9 protein-coding genes are annotated in these 15,707 nt (G+C 71.2%); 6 read left to right on the top strand and 3 right to left on the bottom strand.

Going from position 1 to position 15,707, the window contains the following annotated elements; genetic code table 11:
- The first annotated feature begins 43 nt into the window (after nt 1–43).
- Nucleotides 44–265, top strand: a complete 222-nt coding sequence (locus F0U63_RS31820) for a hypothetical protein (protein ID WP_395835658.1) — start codon at nt 44–46, stop codon at nt 263–265.
- 59 nt (nt 266–324) lie between these two features.
- Here the strand turns inward: F0U63_RS31820 and F0U63_RS31815 are convergent, their stop codons facing one another.
- A complete protein-coding gene (locus F0U63_RS31815; RefSeq protein WP_395835656.1) occupies nt 325–4,317 on the bottom strand; it encodes a response regulator in 3,993 nt (1,330 codons plus the stop codon).
- Nucleotides 4,318–4,446: 129 nt separating this feature from the next.
- Nucleotides 4,447–6,756, bottom strand: a complete 2,310-nt coding sequence (locus F0U63_RS31810) for a glycosyltransferase (RefSeq protein WP_395835654.1) — start codon at nt 6,754–6,756, stop codon at nt 4,447–4,449.
- 153 nt (nt 6,757–6,909) lie between these two features.
- On the opposite strand from F0U63_RS31810, the gene F0U63_RS31805 reads away from it, so the two are divergent.
- The 3 genes from F0U63_RS31805 (at nt 6,910) to F0U63_RS31795 (ending at nt 11,978) form a co-directional block, all read left to right on the top strand.
- A complete protein-coding gene (locus F0U63_RS31805) occupies nt 6,910–8,787 on the top strand; it encodes a DUF4912 domain-containing protein (RefSeq protein WP_395835652.1) in 1,878 nt (625 codons plus the stop codon).
- Nucleotides 8,788–8,797: 10 nt separating this feature from the next.
- Nucleotides 8,798–10,390 carry a glycoside hydrolase family 57 protein gene (locus F0U63_RS31800; RefSeq protein ID WP_395835650.1) on the top strand — a complete coding sequence of 531 codons (1,593 nt, stop codon included), beginning with the start codon at nt 8,798–8,800 and terminating at the stop codon, nt 10,388–10,390.
- A 133-nt stretch (nt 10,391–10,523) separates the two neighbouring features.
- On the top strand, nt 10,524–11,978 hold the full coding sequence (locus F0U63_RS31795; protein WP_395835648.1) for a Do family serine endopeptidase: 1,455 nt from the start codon (nt 10,524–10,526) through the stop codon (nt 11,976–11,978).
- A gap of 9 nt (nt 11,979–11,987) precedes the next feature.
- On the opposite strand, the gene F0U63_RS31790 is transcribed toward F0U63_RS31795, so the two are convergent.
- A complete protein-coding gene (locus F0U63_RS31790; protein ID WP_395835646.1) occupies nt 11,988–13,895 on the bottom strand; it encodes a diguanylate cyclase in 1,908 nt (635 codons plus the stop codon).
- A gap of 141 nt (nt 13,896–14,036) precedes the next feature.
- On the opposite strand from F0U63_RS31790, the gene pgeF reads away from it, so the two are divergent.
- Both pgeF and F0U63_RS31780 read left to right on the top strand, forming a co-directional pair.
- Nucleotides 14,037–14,822: a peptidoglycan editing factor PgeF gene (pgeF, locus tag F0U63_RS31785; RefSeq protein ID WP_395835644.1), complete on the top strand. Its 786-nt coding sequence runs from the start codon at nt 14,037–14,039 to the stop codon at nt 14,820–14,822.
- Nucleotides 14,823–14,925: 103 nt separating this feature from the next.
- A complete protein-coding gene (locus tag F0U63_RS31780; RefSeq protein WP_395835642.1) occupies nt 14,926–15,702 on the top strand; it encodes a tol-pal system YbgF family protein in 777 nt (258 codons plus the stop codon).
- Nucleotides 15,703–15,707: the final 5 nt, after the last annotated feature.

Here is a 15,707-nt window from a genome sequence, read left to right as displayed (position 1 = left end):
ACGTGCATGGAAGCTCGCGCACGGTCGAGCGAGGGAGGCAGTGATGATGTCCTGGGTGTGGCGGATGATGCTGGTGGCGGTGGTGACCCTGGTTCCCGGGGCCTTCATGCTGCTCGTGTCCTACCTCGCGACCCGGACGATGTGGGAGCACTGGCGGCAGGCGCAGCAGGAGTCCCTGGTGAGCGGCGTGCCGGTGTCCTTCCGGGACGTGCTGGCCACGGTGCACCTCAAGGAGCTGGTGCAGCAGGCGCGCGCCGCGCTGTAGACGTGCGCCGCGCGCGGTGAGCGCGGGACCCGGAGGCCCCGCGCTCCTGACGGCCGGAACTACTTGTCCAGCTCGTCCACGAGCGACGTCCAGTCGGCCTCGTCCTCGGCGGCGGCGCCGGGGATGGGCATGATCATGGTGCGCTCGGGAGCGGCCTCCTCATTGGCGAGCGAGGGAGCTGGAGCCGGAGCGGGACGCCTGGCGGTGGCACCCGCGGCGGGCTTGGCGCCGGGACGAGCCGCGGGAGCGGCCCGGGGCGCCGCGGGGGCGATGGTGGGAACAGCCTGCTGGGTGGCCAGCAGGTCATCGTCCTCCACCGGAGGCTTGGTGGCGGCCGGCTTCACCGTGTTGGGGGCGGCGCCGCCCTTCGTCTTGAAGCGGGCCAGCTCCAGCTCGGCGACCTTGAGGGCCTTGCTCTTCTCCTGCACGGACTGCTGCAGGCGCGCGATCTCCTGGGCCTTGAGTGCCTCGCGGCGCTCCAGCTCCGCCTTCTGACGGACGGCGAGATCCTCGAGCTCCTTCTGCTGCCTGGCCTCCAGCTCCTTGCGCTCCTTGAGGGCGGTGGCGAGCTTGGTGGCGGCGTCGGTGGCCTTGGCCTCGGCGGCGGCCAGCTTCGTGTTGAGCTCCTTCTCCGCGCGCACCTTGGCACCCGCGGCGTTCTCCACCGCGAGCTCCATCTCCTGGACCTTCTTGGCGCGGGCGGCGAGCTGGGCCTGGGCTTCCTTGACGCGTTCCTCGGCCTCGGCGGCGCGGGCCTGGGCTTCCTGGCCGAGCTGGGCCACGCGGGCCTCGGAGCGCGACAGCTTCGCGTTCAGCTCCTCCTGGGCACGCCTGGCCTCGGCGCGCTCCTGGGCCTGGGCCTGCTGGAGGGCCTGGGCCTGGGCGTGGGCCGCGGACAGGTTGGCCGCGAGGCCCTCGCGCTCGGACTGGAGCTTGGACTGGGCGGCGGCGGCGGCGCGCAGCTGCTCGTCGCGGGCGGCGAGCTGCTTGCGCAGGGCCTCCTGCTCCGAGTTGAGGCCGGCGAGCTGACGGGACAGCTCCTCCTGGGCGCGGCGTGCCTGCTCCGCCTCGTGCTGGCGGCGCTCCTCCTGCTGCTTGAGCTGCTCGGAGCGGGCGGCCACTTCGCCGCGCAGACGCTCGCGCTCCTGCGTCAGCCCGCTGAGCTTCTGCAGGGTGTCGGACAGCTCCTGGTTCTTGCGCTCGGAGTCCTGCTCGAGGATGTCGATGCGGCGCTGGGACTCGGCGCCGAGCGTGTCGAGCCGCTCCTGCAGATCGTTGCGCTCCCCCTCGGCCTGGGCGAGCTGCGAGCCGAGCTGGGTGACCTCGGAGACGCGGCTGCCCAGCTCCTGCTTGACGAGGAAGAGCTGCTCCTCGAGCTCCTGGCCCTGATCGCGCGCCTGGGCGAGCTGGGCCTCCAGGTCGGCCTGGATGCTGGACGCCTGCTGCTGGGTCTGCACGTGGGCGGCCTGCTCACCCGCGAGCGCGTCGCGCGTGGCGGAGAGGCTGCCCTGGGTCTCGGCCAGCTCGGCGCGCGTGAGGCCGAGCTGCTCGGACAGCTCCTCCTCCATGGCCTGCTTGAGGGCCTCGGTCTCCTGGAGGATGCCGTTGACGCGGGCGATCTCCTTGTTCGCGGCGATCAGCTCGGCCTCGCGCTCGGTGCGCGCCTGCACGGTCTGGGCGAGCTCGTCGCGGGTCTGCTCCAGGTGGCCCTGGGTCTCGGTGAGGGCCTGGGTGGTGGCATCCAGCTCGCCGCGCGTGGCGGAGAGCGACTCCTCGGTCTGGGCCAGGGTCTCCTGGGTCGCGGCGAGGGTGGTCTGCGTCTCACTCAGCGCCTGGGTGGTGGCGTCCAGCTCACCGCGCGTGGTGAGCAGCGTCTCCTCGGCCTGGGCGAGCTTGTCCTGCGTGTCGGTGAGGGTGGCCTGGGTGCTGGTGAGCGTCTGGGTGGTGGCCTCCAGCTCGCCGCGCGTGGTGAGCAGCGTCTCCTCGGTCCGGGCCAGGGTGTCCTGGGTGGTGGCGAGGGTGGTCTGCGTCTCCGTCAGCGCCTGGGTGGTGGCGTCCAGCTCGCCGCGCGTGGTGAGCAGCGTCTCCTCGGCCTGGGCGAGCTTGTCCTCGGTGTCGGTGAGGGTGGACTGGGTCTCGCGGAGCGTCTGCGAGGTGGCGTCCAGCTCGCCGCGCGTGGTGAGCAGCGTCTCCTCGGCCTGGGCCAGCTTGTCCTGGGTGTCGGTGAGGGTGGACTGGGTCTCGGTGAGCGTCTGGGTGGTGGCGTCCAGCTCGCCGCGCAGGGTGGCGATGTTCGCGTCGCGCTCGGAGACGGTCTCCTGGAGCGCCTGCACCTGGCCGGCGTAGTCCGCCTCCATGGCGGCCTTGGCGGCGGTGAGCGCCTCCAGCTCGGCCGTCAGCTCGTTCTCGCGATCGGCCAGGTGCGCCTTGGCGGCCTCGACCTCGCCCTCCAGCTCGCCGATGCGCTCCATCTGCTGCTGGATGTTGGCGTTGAGCTCCGCCTCGTGGTTCTCGTTGCGGGCGATCGTCTCCTGCAGCTCGGTCTCGAGCGTGGCGACCTTCGCGTCGCGCTCTTCCAGGCGCTGGTTGAGCAGCTGCTCCTGGGCGTCCTTGTCGAGCTGGAGCTGCTCGCGCTCGGCGGTGGTGCGCGCCAGGTCCGCGGAGAGCAGGGAGATCTGCTCGTTGAGCCGGGCCTCGAGCTCGGCGCGCTCGGCGGAGATGCGCTGGATCTCCGCGTCCGCCTGGGCGCCATGCTGCTCGGCGGCGAGGGCGCGCGCCTCCAGGGTGCGCACGGACGTGTCGCGCTCCTGCTCGGTCTGGGCCAGCCGCTCCTGCAGCGCCTGGATCTCCCCGGTGAGCTCGGAGTAGCGCTGATCGCGCTCGCCGATGGTGCGCGCCAGCTCGCCTTCCACTTCCTCGATGCGCTGCTGGCGGCGGCCGAGCTCGGTCTCGTGCGCCTGCACCGTCGTGGTGAGCCCCTGCTCCTTCACCTCGAACTCGAGGGTGACGATGTTCAGGTGCTTCTCGAGCTTCTCGTACTCGTCGCGCAGATTGCTCAGCTCGCCCCCGCGACGCGACAGCTCGTCCTCGAGGTTGGTCACCGAGCGGCGCAGGACGTTGATGTCCTTCTCCTTGGAGGCGACGACCTCGATGAGGTCCTTCTCCGCGGAGAACTTCTGCAGGAGCAGATCGTCCACGGTCGCGCCGTGCTCGCGCTCCTTCTGGAGCATGCCCTGCTGGGCCTCGTTGAAGCGGCGCAGCAGATCATCCACCTGCATCTTCAGGCCCTGCAGCTCCACGTCCTTCTCGTGGAGGCGGTCCTCGACCGAGAGCAGCTCGCGCTCGCGCACGTTCCACACCTCGGACAGCCGGGCGATCTGCGCCTCGCGCACCTTCAACTCGTCGCGCAAGAGCTGCACCTTGCCCTCGGGCGTGCCCATCATGTCGCGCCGCGGCGGCGGGCGCCGGAGCTGACGCGACTCGGCGAGCAGCTCGGCCTTGCGGTCGGCGATGGACTGGAAGGCGCGCTCGAGGAAGGTGCGATCCTCCTCGGTGATGGCGCTGCGGCGCTCGCGCTTGGGCAGCCGGGGCGGAGCGCCCGCGGCGGTGGGGGCGCCCTTGAGCGGCGGCGGCGTGGAGGGCGCGCCGTCACGCGGTGCGGCATCCTGCTCGGAGTCGCCCGGCGGCATGATGTCCACGCTCAGCGACGCGAGCTCTCCCATCTCGAAGGGGATGGAGAGGTAGCCGTCCGCGGCGCCCGGCGTCTGACGGTGCTGCTGCAGCCCGTCCGCGCCCGTGTCCGAGGAGAGCAGCAGCACCCGCAGGTTCTGCCCCCACTTGCCCTTCTTGATCTGCCCACAGAGGGAAAAGCCCGACTGGTCTGGCAGCTCGGCGCGGACCACGATGAGATCCGGGCGCCGCTTCTCCATCTCGCGCTGAGCATCGGCGGCGGTGGCCGCCATGGCCGTTTGATAACCCGCGCTCTTGAGCACGGTGGCCATGCTCAGGGCGAAGTCATTCTGGCTTTCAACAATGAGGACGCGACGCTCCATGAGCTCTTTTTTATCCAGGCAAAAAGTTCAATGAAAACCGGCACATCCTAGATCCGGCAGGCAAGCCTTGGAAAGTTCCCCTTCCAAGCTTGGTCGGTTGGCACACGAGTCGCAGGAAGATCTGAATCTTTATGAGGGTTTGCCGCGCGCACCGCCCTGGATCTTGGGGGCAGCAGCCGTGGGGGCGGGCAGCTCGTCCCGGCCGGGGAAGGTGGTGGGAGGGGTATGCCGGGCGAAGTGGGTGCCCTCGGGCGGGCAGTAGCCGTGGGCGAGCTGGGCGAACCACGGGTTGAGCCGCGACTCGGGCGGCTGGCGCGCGGGCGCCTCGGTCTCCTGGATTTCCTCGCTGCTGATCTCCTCGGGCTCCTCCAGCGGGTGGGCATGGCGGGGCGTGGGCGAGGCCTCCTCTTCCGAGAGCACCTCGGCATGGGAGGAGGAGATCTCCTCGGGCTCCTCGGCGACGGGCTGGAGCACGGGGGGCGCGGGAGCCGGGGGCGCGGGCACCGGCGTGAGCATGGGGGGCTCGCTGGGCCGAGAGCTACTGGGAGGCCGGGGGGCCCGGGGAGGCAGCGGCGGAATGACGAGCGAGCCGCGCGCGGGCGTCGGGAGCTCCAGGGACGGCCGGGAGGGCAGGGCGGGGGGCCGGAGCGGCTCGGGCTCGGGGGCCACCGCGCGGCGCAGCTCGGGCGGCGTGGTGCGGCGCAGCTCGGGGGGCACGGGGCGTGAGCCCACCAGGGAGGGCCGGCTGGGAATGGGCGGGGGCGCCGGCACGGAGGGCGGAGCCGTCACGGCGGCTGGCGCCGGGGCTGGAGCCGGAATCGGAGGGGGCGCCGGAATCGGGGGCGGTGCCGGGACCGGGAGTGGCGTCGGAGGCCGTACTTGTTGCTCGGTCAGGCCTTGCTCCTGATCGGCGGCGGGGGGATCACGCAGGGGGAGACCCATGACCACGGGCGGGCCCTCCGGACGGCGGGTGTCGGGCTCGGTCTTGACGAGCCGGGTATCGAGGCCATCTTCGGCCAGCAGTGCCTGGCCCACGACGACGGGCGGATCATCCAGCGCCGGAGGACCCTGTCCGGGATCCGTATCCTGGGTGTGGGTAGCCGGTCCGTTGGGCTCGGCGGCCTTGGCGGGGGCGGGGGCGGGCTCGGGAGCGGCCTCGTCGGCGCTCACCGTGCCCATCATGCCGAGGACGCGGTTGGTGGGGGTGCCGGTGACGGCCGTGAGCTGAGGCTCGCTCTGCCGCTCGCCGGGACTCACGCGGGCCGCGGCGTCCTTGCCGAGCAGCGCGTCATAGATGTCCAGGAGCTGGCCGCGGATGAGCCCCGCGTCGAGCGACTTGCTGGCGAAGGCCCGGGCGTGCTCCCCGAGCGACAGGCGCCGGGGCACGTCGCGGGCGAGGGCGATGAGCTGCTCGGCGAGGGCCTGGGCATCTCCGGGCGGGTAGAAGACCCCCGCGGCGGCCGGGACGAGCTCGCGCGCGAGGGGCAGATCCGCGGCGAGCACGGGCCGGCCCGCGGCGAGGTACTCGGACACCTTGGCGAGCGCGCCGCCCTGGACGCGGTTGCGGTCCACGTCGTCGAGCGGCACCACCCCCACGTCCGCGAGGGCGAGCACCTTGGCCAGGTTGTCATGGCTGACGGGAGGCTGGAACTCGACGTGCTGCTTGAGGCCGAGCTCGGCGACGAGATCTTCCAGGTGGGGCTGCCAGTCGGGGTGGCGCGGGCCGACGAGCGACAGCCGCACGTCCACCTCGCGCACCGCGAGCGCGAGCCCCCGCAGCAGCCCGGCGAGGCCCTGCCAGGACACCTGACTGCCCAGGTACATGAGCCGCATGGGGGCGCCGTCGGGCACGCCGAGCGCCTCGGGCACATAGGGCCCCGTGTCCACGGGGGCGCGCACCACGTGCACCGACTCGCTCGGCACGCCCAGGGACTGGATGAAGTCGCTCGTGGTGGCCGAGCCGGTGATGACCCGATCCGCGTTCATCAGGCAGAACAGCTCCTGGCGCCGGATCTTGGAGAGGAACTTGCGGTCCCCCTCCAACTGCGGATGCGTGTAGCGCAGCTCCTGCGAGGGGAAGCTCTGCGCCTCGTAGACGAGCCGGTAGCCGTAGTCCCCCTTGAGCTCGCACAGGGCGTAGCCGCCGAAGGGATCGGTGAAGTGGGCGAGGGCGTACTCCTCGCTCTCCAACTGGCGCCGCACGGCGCGCTCGAAGGCCTGGATGCGCGAGGCCAGGTCTCCCGAGCCCACGGGCACCCGGAGCAGCCGCGCGTTCTCGTACTTCTCGATATGGGTGTGATCCGGCGTCTTGACCGAGAGCACCACCACCGAGAACCGATCGGGCAGTGCCTTCAAATACTCGGTCAGCCGGCGCGAGGAACCCGACGGGCCGGGGATGACGTCGAAGCTGCACAGCAGGAGTCTGGGCAGATCACTCAAGGCGGGCCGGAGAATACAAAGCCCGCTCCCGCCTTGTCACCGTCCCTCGCCGCCCCGTGAGGTATCCCCACGAACAGTCGCGAAATCGTCCGTTGACCCGGGTTGGCGCCGGCCCTAAGCCCAGGTCCGCTTATGGCCGACCGCAAGAGCGTCATGGTGGAACACCTCCGGGACTTCGCGCACACGCAGTGGGGGCGCGGGGTGGACAGGCTCAAGGCTCGCAAGGGCCTGCTCGGCGCACTGGTGACGCGCGTGGACGAACTCGTCACCCTCCTGGGACTGCGCGAGCGGGCTGACGGCTCCACCGAGGCCCCCTCGGACGTCTCCGCGTCCCAGCCCCCTCCGCAACAGCCCAAGCCGCCCGCCGCGCCGAGGCGGCCCCTGCCCGGGGATGATGACGAGAAGACCCCCGTGTACGTGCCGGCCCGGCCCGAGCCACCCGCCGCGCCGAGGCGGCCCCTGCCCGGGGATGATGACGAGAAGACCCCCGTGTACGTGCCGGCCCGGCCCACGCGTGTGGTCGACTTCCCACCCAAGCCCAAGGCGGAGTCGGACTCGGAGTCGGCGCCCACCTCGCCTCCCGGGCCCGCGAGTACCTCCGCCGAGCCGCTCGTGGAGGGCTTCTTCGTGGCGCGCATCGTCACCGGGGCGTCGAACGCGCCGCCTCCCGATGCGCCAGGAGGGCTGATCTCCAATGGGTCGCTCGGCGCGCTGCCGATGGACTACGCGGACGACACCCTCGTGTTGCTGCCTCGGGATCCCCACACGCTCTTCGCGTTCTGGGACTTCAAGGCCACCACCCGGGAGCGCGCCGCGCAGGGGCTGGAGTACCCACGGGCCGTGATGCGGCTGTACGACGATCATGACACCCCGCTCGGTGTCATCGATGTCGCGCTCGAGTCGCGGAGCTTCTACATCGGTGGGCTCCCAGCGGGCCGGCCCTACCGGGTGGAGCTGCACTTCGTCGGCCGGGATGGCCGTTCGCGCCGCATCGGACACTCGTCCAACCGCGTCTTCCTGCCACCGGCGGGGCCTTCCGCGGACACCTCGGTGCGCTTCCTGCGGATGCCATCTCCCGCCGCCTGGCGCGCCGAGCCTCGTCCCGGCTCCGTGTCCCTCCGGCTCGAGTCCGACCAGGATCGCGACTACATCACCTGGCGCCGCGTGCTCCTGCCGGGCAGCGCCGAGCATCTCGAGCCCCGCGTTCCGTCGCGCGCGGCGCCTCCTGGAGAGCAGGGCGCTCCCGCGCCGGGGTATCTGCACGTCCCGCGCGCCGAGGGCTCCTCGTCGGAAGGGCGCGTGGGGGGGCCGGGGCCCGCCGAGCGCCCCTCTGGTGAGGCTCCCGCGCCGGTGGGGCCCGAGACCGCGCCCCCGGAGCGTTGGGTGTGGTCGCACGGGCCTGGAGGATCTTCCGAGATCTGGCTGGATTCGGCCGGACCGTCGGGTTCCTCGGAGCAGGGGGCCTGGTCGAGGGGCGTTCCCGCGGCGGGTGGTGACTCCCGAGGGCCCGCCGGGCTTTTCGCGCACGGGTTCGTGTCCCAGGGGCCCGTGGGCTCCTCGGAGCAGGCGTCGGGCGTGCCGCGTGCGCGCGAAGGAGTCGTGCAGTGGATCGGCTCGCATGGGCCCGCGGGTTCCTCGGAACAGGGGCCTGACGTGTCGCGTGCGCGCGAAGGAGTCGTGCAGTGGATCGGCTCGCACGGGCCCGCGGGCTCCTCGGAGCAGGTGCCGGGCGCGTCGCAGCGAGGGGAAGGGGTCGTGCAATGGATGTGGGTCTACGGGCCGGTGGCTTCGGAGCAGGGGCCGGGTCCGTCCGGGGCCTCCGGGCAGTGGGTGTGGTCGAGCGGGCCGGCGGGCTCCTCGGAGCAGGGTCCTGGTTCATCGGGTCCTCCTGGCGCCGCCGGGCAGTGGGTGTGGTCGAGCGGACCGGCGGGCTCCTCGGCGCAGGGCCCTGGTCCATCGGGTCCTCCTGGTGCCGCCGGGCAGTGGGTGTGGTCGAGCGGACCGGCGGGCTCCTCGGGTCCGGGGTGGTGAGGGAGAGACCATGAGCATCGGCTCCCTGGCCCTCGTGCTGCATGCGCACCTGCCGTTCGTGCGCCATCCCGAGTACGAGAACTTCCTGGAGGAGGACTGGCTCTACGAGGCCATCTCCGAGACGTACCTCCCGCTGCTTCTCATCTTCGATCGGCTGGCGGAGGAGGACGTCCCCTTCCGGTTGACGCTCACGCTCACGCCCACGCTCGTCACCATGTTGCGTGACGAGCTGCTCATGAGCCGTTATGCCCGGCGCCTGGATCAGCTCTGCGAGCTGGGCGCGCGCGAGGTGCATCGCACCCGGAACGATCCCGTCTTCGGCCGGCTCGCCCGCTTCCACCGCGACCACTTCGAGTCACTGCGCCAGGCCTTCCATGAGCGCTACAAGCGCGACCTGGTGAGCGCCTTCCGCCGGCTCCAGGACGCGGGACACCTGGAGATCATCACCTGCAACGCCACGCACGGCTTCCTGCCGATGATGCAGCAGACGCCCGAGGCGGTGCGCGCGCAGATCTCCGTGGCCGCCAGCCACTACCGGCTCACCTTCGGGCGGGACGCGCCGGGCATCTGGCTCGCCGAGTGTGGCTACTTCCCCGGGGTGGAGAAGTTCCTCGCGGCCGAGCGCATCCGCTACTTCTTCGTGGACACCCATGGCCTCACGGACGCGACCCCCCGGCCCCTGAATGGCCCCTTCGCGCCCATCTACACCGAGGCGGGCGTGGCCGCGTACGCGCGTGATCCGGAGAGCAGCCAGCAGGTGTGGAGCGCCGAGCGCGGCTATCCCGGCGATCCCCACTACCGGGAGTTCTACCGGGACATCGGTTGGGACCTGGAGCTGGACTACGTCCGGCCCTACGTCCAACCCACGGGAGACCGCAAGAACACGGGCTTCAAGTACTACCGCATCACCGGCAGGGAGCAGGACAAGCAGCCGTATGATCCGGACCTCGCGCGCGAGCGGGCGCACGTCCACGCGGGCAACTTCCTCTTCAACCGCGAGAAGCAGTTCGAGTGGCTCGCGGACAAGGTGCGCGGACGCAAGCCGGTGGTGGTGGCGCCCTACGACGCGGAACTCTTCGGCCACTGGTGGTTCGAGGGGCCCTGGTTCCTCGAGGCGCTGCTGCGCAAGGTGGCGCAGGAGCAGAAGACGTTCTCGCTGGTGACGCCCTCGGACGACCTGGCCGCGCATCCGGAGAACCAGGTGGCCACGCCGCCCCTGTGCTCCTGGGGAGCGGGGGGCTATGCGACCATGTGGCTGGATGGGTCCAACGATTGGATCTACCGCCACCTCCACCACTGCGCCCGGCAGATGATCGCCCTGGCGAAGGACTTCCCGGACGACTCGCCCACGCTGCAGCGGCGGGCCCTCAACCAGGCCGCGCGCGAGTTGCTGCTCGCGCAGTCCTCGGACTGGGCCTTCATCATGAAGACGGGGACCATGGTGGACTACGCGGTGCGTCGCACCCAGGAGCACGTGCTGCGCTTCCTGCGCCTGCACGAGCAGTTGCGCGGGGGCCGCATCGACGAGGAGCAACTCACCCGGTTCGAGGCGACGAGCACCGTGTTTCCTGAAATCGATTACCGCGTCTACCGTCCAGAGTGAGACAGCCGGAAGCGGGCACCGCCCGCTCGTCCCCTCTGCTTTCGGGAAGAGGGGGGTGCCCGCGTTGTTATGTCGCACCGACAGGGCGCTTCCGCCTTGCTTCGCTGCCTTCGTGTCTTATGTCGGGAGAGTCATGACCAAACGAACGAATTTTCCGCGGAGTGCCATCGCGGGTGCTGCCCTCGTCGCGCTGCCCTTGCTGGCGCACTCCCAGACGTCTCCGCAGCCTCCCCAGAACGTGCTCCAGCCCGCCACGAAGGAGGCGCAGGCCCTTCCCTCGCTCGCCCCGTTGGTGGAATCCGTCAAGGGTGCTGTCGTCAACGTGGACGTCCAGGCCACCTCCGCCCGGGGACAGGGCGAGCGGTCGATGTCTCCCTTCGATCGCTTCTTCGGAGGCGAGGATCCCCGGGGCTCCCGCCGCGAGCCCATCCGCCAGGGCACGGGCTCGGGCTTCATCATCGATCCCAAGGGACTGGTGCTGACCAACAACCACGTCGTGGAGGGCGCGGTGGCCATCCGCGTCCGGCTGGATGACGGGCGCAGCTTCGACGCGGAGGTCGTCGGCAGGGATCCGCTCACCGACGTGGCGCTCATCCGGGTCAAGGGCAAGGTGGACAACCTGCCCACGGTGAAGCTCGGCGACTCGGACGCGATGCGCGTGGGCGATTGGGTGGTGGCCATCGGCAACCCGTTCGGGCTGGCCTCGAGCGTGAGCAGCGGCATCCTCTCCGCGCGCGCGCGCAACATCCACTCCGGTCCCTACGACGACTTCCTGCAGACGGACGCCGCCATCAACCCGGGCAACTCGGGCGGTCCGCTCTTCAACCTCAAGGGCGAGGTGGTGGGCATCAACACCGCCATCGTCGGCGGCGGCACGGGCATCGGCTTCGCGGTGCCGAGCAACCAGGTGAAGGCGCTGCTGCCCCAGCTCGAGAAGGAGGGCGCGGTGACGCGCGCCTGGCTGGGCATCGGCATCCAGGACCTGGACGAGGATCTCGCCCGGGCGCTGCAACTGCCCGTCAAGGAAGGCGCCGTCGTCAACCAGGTGAACGACAACTCCCCGGCGGGACGCGCGGGCGTGAAGATGGATGACGTCATCGTCTCCATCGACGGGCAGAAGGTGGGCTCGGGCAGCTCGCTCACCCGCTCGGTGGCGCTCAAGAAGCCGGGCAGCACCTCCGCGCTGGAGGTCTTCCGCGAGGGCAAGCGCCAGACGATCAAGGTGCAGCTGGGCACGCGTCCGGACCTGGAGAACCTCGGGGTGCGTCCGCGCCAGGGCCAGGAGGACGAGGAGCAGTCCTCCAAGGCGCGCGTGGGCCTGTCCTTGAGCAACCTGGATCCGCGCATCGCCGAGCGGGCCGGGTTGGACTCGGCCAAGGGCGCGATGGTGACGGAGGTGCAGCCGGGCTCGCCCGCCGAGCGCGCCCAGTTGGAGCCGGGCATGGTGGTGGTGGAGGCCAACCGCAAGCCGGTGGCCAACGCTCAGGAGCTGGCGGGCATCATCCGCAAGGCGCCCGCGGGCAGCACGCTGCTGCTCCGCGTGGCACTGCCGGGCGGGCGCGCGCTGCGTGCCCTGACCCTGCCCTGAGCCCGCCCTTCAGGCCTTGGCCATGGGGGCCGCGGACGGATCATGGGGGCGGCTCAAGCCCCGCTCCCGATCCGGGTGGACCTCCATGCCGGGCTCGTAGCTGGTGACGCGGTTGCGGCCGCCGCGCTTGCTCGCGTAGAGGGCGGAGTCGGCGCAATCCACCAGGTGATCCTGGGCGGCCGCGTCGGTGGGCAGGGTGGCCACGCCAATGGACACGGTGATGTGGCCGCCCGGTTGGGTGGGCGCGGCGAGCTGGGGGGCCTCCACCACGGCGCGCCGCAGCTTCTCGGCCACCTCGTGCGCGTCCTTCTTGGACACGTTGGAGAGCACGAGCATGAACTCCTCGCCGCCGTAGCGCGCGAGCGTGTCCACCTTGCGCACGCGCGCGCGCAGCACGTCGCACACCTTGCGCAGCGCCTCGTCGCCAGCGCGGTGGCCCGCGGCGTCGTTGAGCTTCTTGAAGTGATCGATGTCCACCATGAGGATGGACACGTGGGTGCCGAAGCGCTGGGCACGCGCCACCTCCAGCTCCAGCCGGCTGAAGAGGTGGCGGCGGTTGGGCACGCCGGTGAGGGGATCCGTCAGGGTGAGCCGCACCGCCTCGGTGTGCAGGAGGGCGTTCTTCACCGCCGCGGCGACCTGATCGGCCACCGTGGCGAGCATCTCCAGCTCCTGGGGTGAGAAGCTGGCCACCTCCGGGCGCTGGAAGTTGAGCACGCCGAGCACCGTGTTCGTGTGCACCAGGGGCACGCAGTACATCGCCCCGCGCTCCTGCTCCGGCCGCTCGTCCCGCCGGGCGTACTGGCTCGAGGGCTCCGCCACGTCCGGCACGTACACGCTGCGCTGGGTCGCCGCCGCGCGCCCGCAGATGCCCTCGCCGAAGCGGAAGGTCATCCCCTCCAGCACCGGGTCCGCCGGGAAGGTGCTCTTGATCTCCAGGTGCCCCTCGGCGTTGACGAGCATGATGGAGAAGTCCGGGATGTGGAGCCGCTCGGGGACGAGCTGGGTGATGCGCGCGAGCATCTCCGGCAGCTCGAGCGTGGAGTTGAGCGAGTGTGCCACGTCGAAGAGCAGGCCCAGCTCCGCGACGCGCTCCTCCAGCTCCTCCTTGAGGGAGAGCTTGTGCTTCGTCTCCTCGAGATCCCGGTGGGTGTCGATCTCCTCGGCCTTCATGGAGGTGAGGCGCGCCAGCATGGCGTTGAAGGCCGAGCCGAGCCGCGCCAGCTCGTCCGAGTCCCCCGCCTCGGCGCGCACCAGCACATCCCCCTCCTCGGCGCGCCGCATGGCGGCCATCAGCCGGCGCAGGGGGCGCACGAGGAAGAAGTGCAGCGACGTGCCGGTGGCGACGATGAGCAGGGTGCCCAGCACGAACACCGCCACCAGCGCGCCCATCAAGGAGTCGGTCAGCTCGCGGTGCACCACGGGCTCCGCCGCGCGCAGGTGCAGCAGGCCCACGGGCCGCTCACTCGCGCCCGCGTGACACCCCTCGCACTCCTTGTCCCCGAGCGGACGGAGCACTTCCGTCTGGTGCTCGTCCGCGCGCGCCCACTGGGGCCCGGGCGCCGTCAGCAGCGCCGCCGCCGGGTGGCGCAGGCCCACCTCTTGCGGCCGGGTCGACCAGCGGATGCGCCCCTCGGGTGTCAGCACGTTGAGCTCCGTGGTGGAGCCCAGCAGCCGGGTGTTGCTCGCCAGCAGCTCGGCGACGGGCGAGTGCGGGGGCTTGCCCGCGGGCGTGGTCAACCGGAAGGTGGTGTCCACGAACTCCGCGAGCACCAACGCTTCGTCATGGGTGGCGTCCCGTGTGGCCACGTGGGCCTGCCGCCAGAACAGCGCCACGACAACCAGCGCGGTGCACAGCCCCGGCAGGGCCACGCTCCGCAGGAGCTTCCTGCCGATGGTGTTGAAACCCGATGCCATGGAGGGTGAGGGCCTCGCGAATGGGTAGATTGTCGGCCCGGTTAACGCACACTGTCAAACTGCATTCCTCCTGTATTCTCTGGAAAAGGAAGAACGAGGTTGCGTGGCGCGTCGGAAAGAATATCCGGGGGTGTACCCATCATGAGCCCTTCCTTCATTCAATCTTCTCTGCTCCCGGTTCCTCATGGCTTCACCACCCGTGAGGGAGGCGTGTCCGAGGAGCCCTTCGCCTCGCTCAACCTGGGCTTCGCCGTGGGCGACGTGCGCGAGCGCGTGGTGGAGAACCACCGGAGCCTGGCGGCGCGACTGGGCGTCTCGCTCGCCACGCTGCACACGGTGACGCAGGTGCACGGAGATCGCGTGGTGGAGGTGGGAGCGGGGGAGGGGAGCGAGGAGCCGCGGCCTCCCGAGGGCGAGGCGGATGGTCTCTGGACGGAGAGGCCGGGGCATTGGGTGGGGGTGGGGACGGCGGACTGCGTGCCGGTGTTGCTGGTGGACCCCGAGGGCCAGCGCGTGGCGGCGGTGCACTCGGGCTGGAGGGGGACGGAGGCCCGCATCGTGGCACGCGCGGTGGAGGCCCTGGCCGCGCGCGGCTCGCGCCCTGATCGGCTGCTCGCGGCGGTGGGCCCGTGCATCCAGCGCTGCTGCTACGTCGTCTCCGAGGAACTGGGCGAGCGCTTCACCGCTCGCTTCGGTCCCCAGGTCGTGGTGCGCGAGGGAGCCCAGGTGCGCCTGGATTTGTCACGCGCCGTGCGTGAGACGCTGCTGGGGACGGGGTTGCTCGCGGAGCGGGTGGACGTGCTGCCTCCCTGCACGGCGTGTGACGGGCGCCAGTTCTTCTCCCACCGGCGGGACGCGGGGCGCACGGGCCGTCACCTCAACTTCGTGGTGCACCGGTTCCCGGCCGCGTCCGGGCCGATTTCTTGACGGTCTCCGGCGCTGCTTCCTATCCTCCGCGAGGATCTCCCCCCAGGTCGCTCCGGAGCACCGCGCCATTCGCCGACTGCTAGCCATCGCCCCGCTGTGTGCGTTGACCGCCTGCGCCACCACGAACTCCGCTTCCAACGCGGAGGTGGTGTCGCTGAGGGCCGAGGTGCGCTCGCTGCGCGAGGCCCAGTCGCACCTGGAAAAGCGCCTCGAGCGGATGGAGATGCTCGCGAGCGTGAAGCAGGCCCGGGCCTCGCGTGCCGCCGAGCCCGCCGCCGAGCCCACTCCCACTCCCGCCCCCGAGGCGCCGGCCACCCCGTCCGCCTTCGTCACGCCCGAGCTGGCGGTGGTGAAGCTCAAGCCGCGTGCCGAGCCCGCGCCCGCGCTGCCCGTGCGCGTGGACGTCGTCGAGCCCACGGAAGACGACATGGAGATGTTCGTGAGCGCCTCGCCCGACGAGGGCGCCAGCGGTGACGAGGCCCTGTCGCCGAGGACGTCGGACTCCGGACTGGACGCCGCCTTCGAGCAGGCCGTGGCGGCGCTGCGCACCGGCAACGTGGAGGGCGGGGTGAGTACCCTGCTGGGCTTCGCCGAGAAGAACCCCCGTCATGCCCGCGCCGACAACGCGCTGTACTTCAGCGGGCTCGGGCAGATGGGGCTCAAGGACTATGCCTCCGCGGCCGGCACGTTCGAGCGGCTCATCACCCGCTATCCCGCCGGCGACGCCGTGCTGGACGGCATGCTCCGGCTGGCCGAGTGCCGGCTGCGGCTCGAGCAGAAGGACGATGCCCGGGCCCTCTACACCCGTATCCTCACCCAGTTTCCGGGCACGGCCGCCGCCACCCAGGCGGAACAGCGGCTCGCGTCCCTCTCGCACTAAGCAGT

Source organism: Cystobacter fuscus (assembly GCF_044360685.1).
Classification (GTDB): domain Bacteria; phylum Myxococcota; class Myxococcia; order Myxococcales; family Myxococcaceae; genus Cystobacter; species Cystobacter fuscus_C.
The sequence above is the reverse complement of the archived record's forward strand: the minus strand, read 5'-3'. Positions and strand labels throughout refer to the sequence as shown.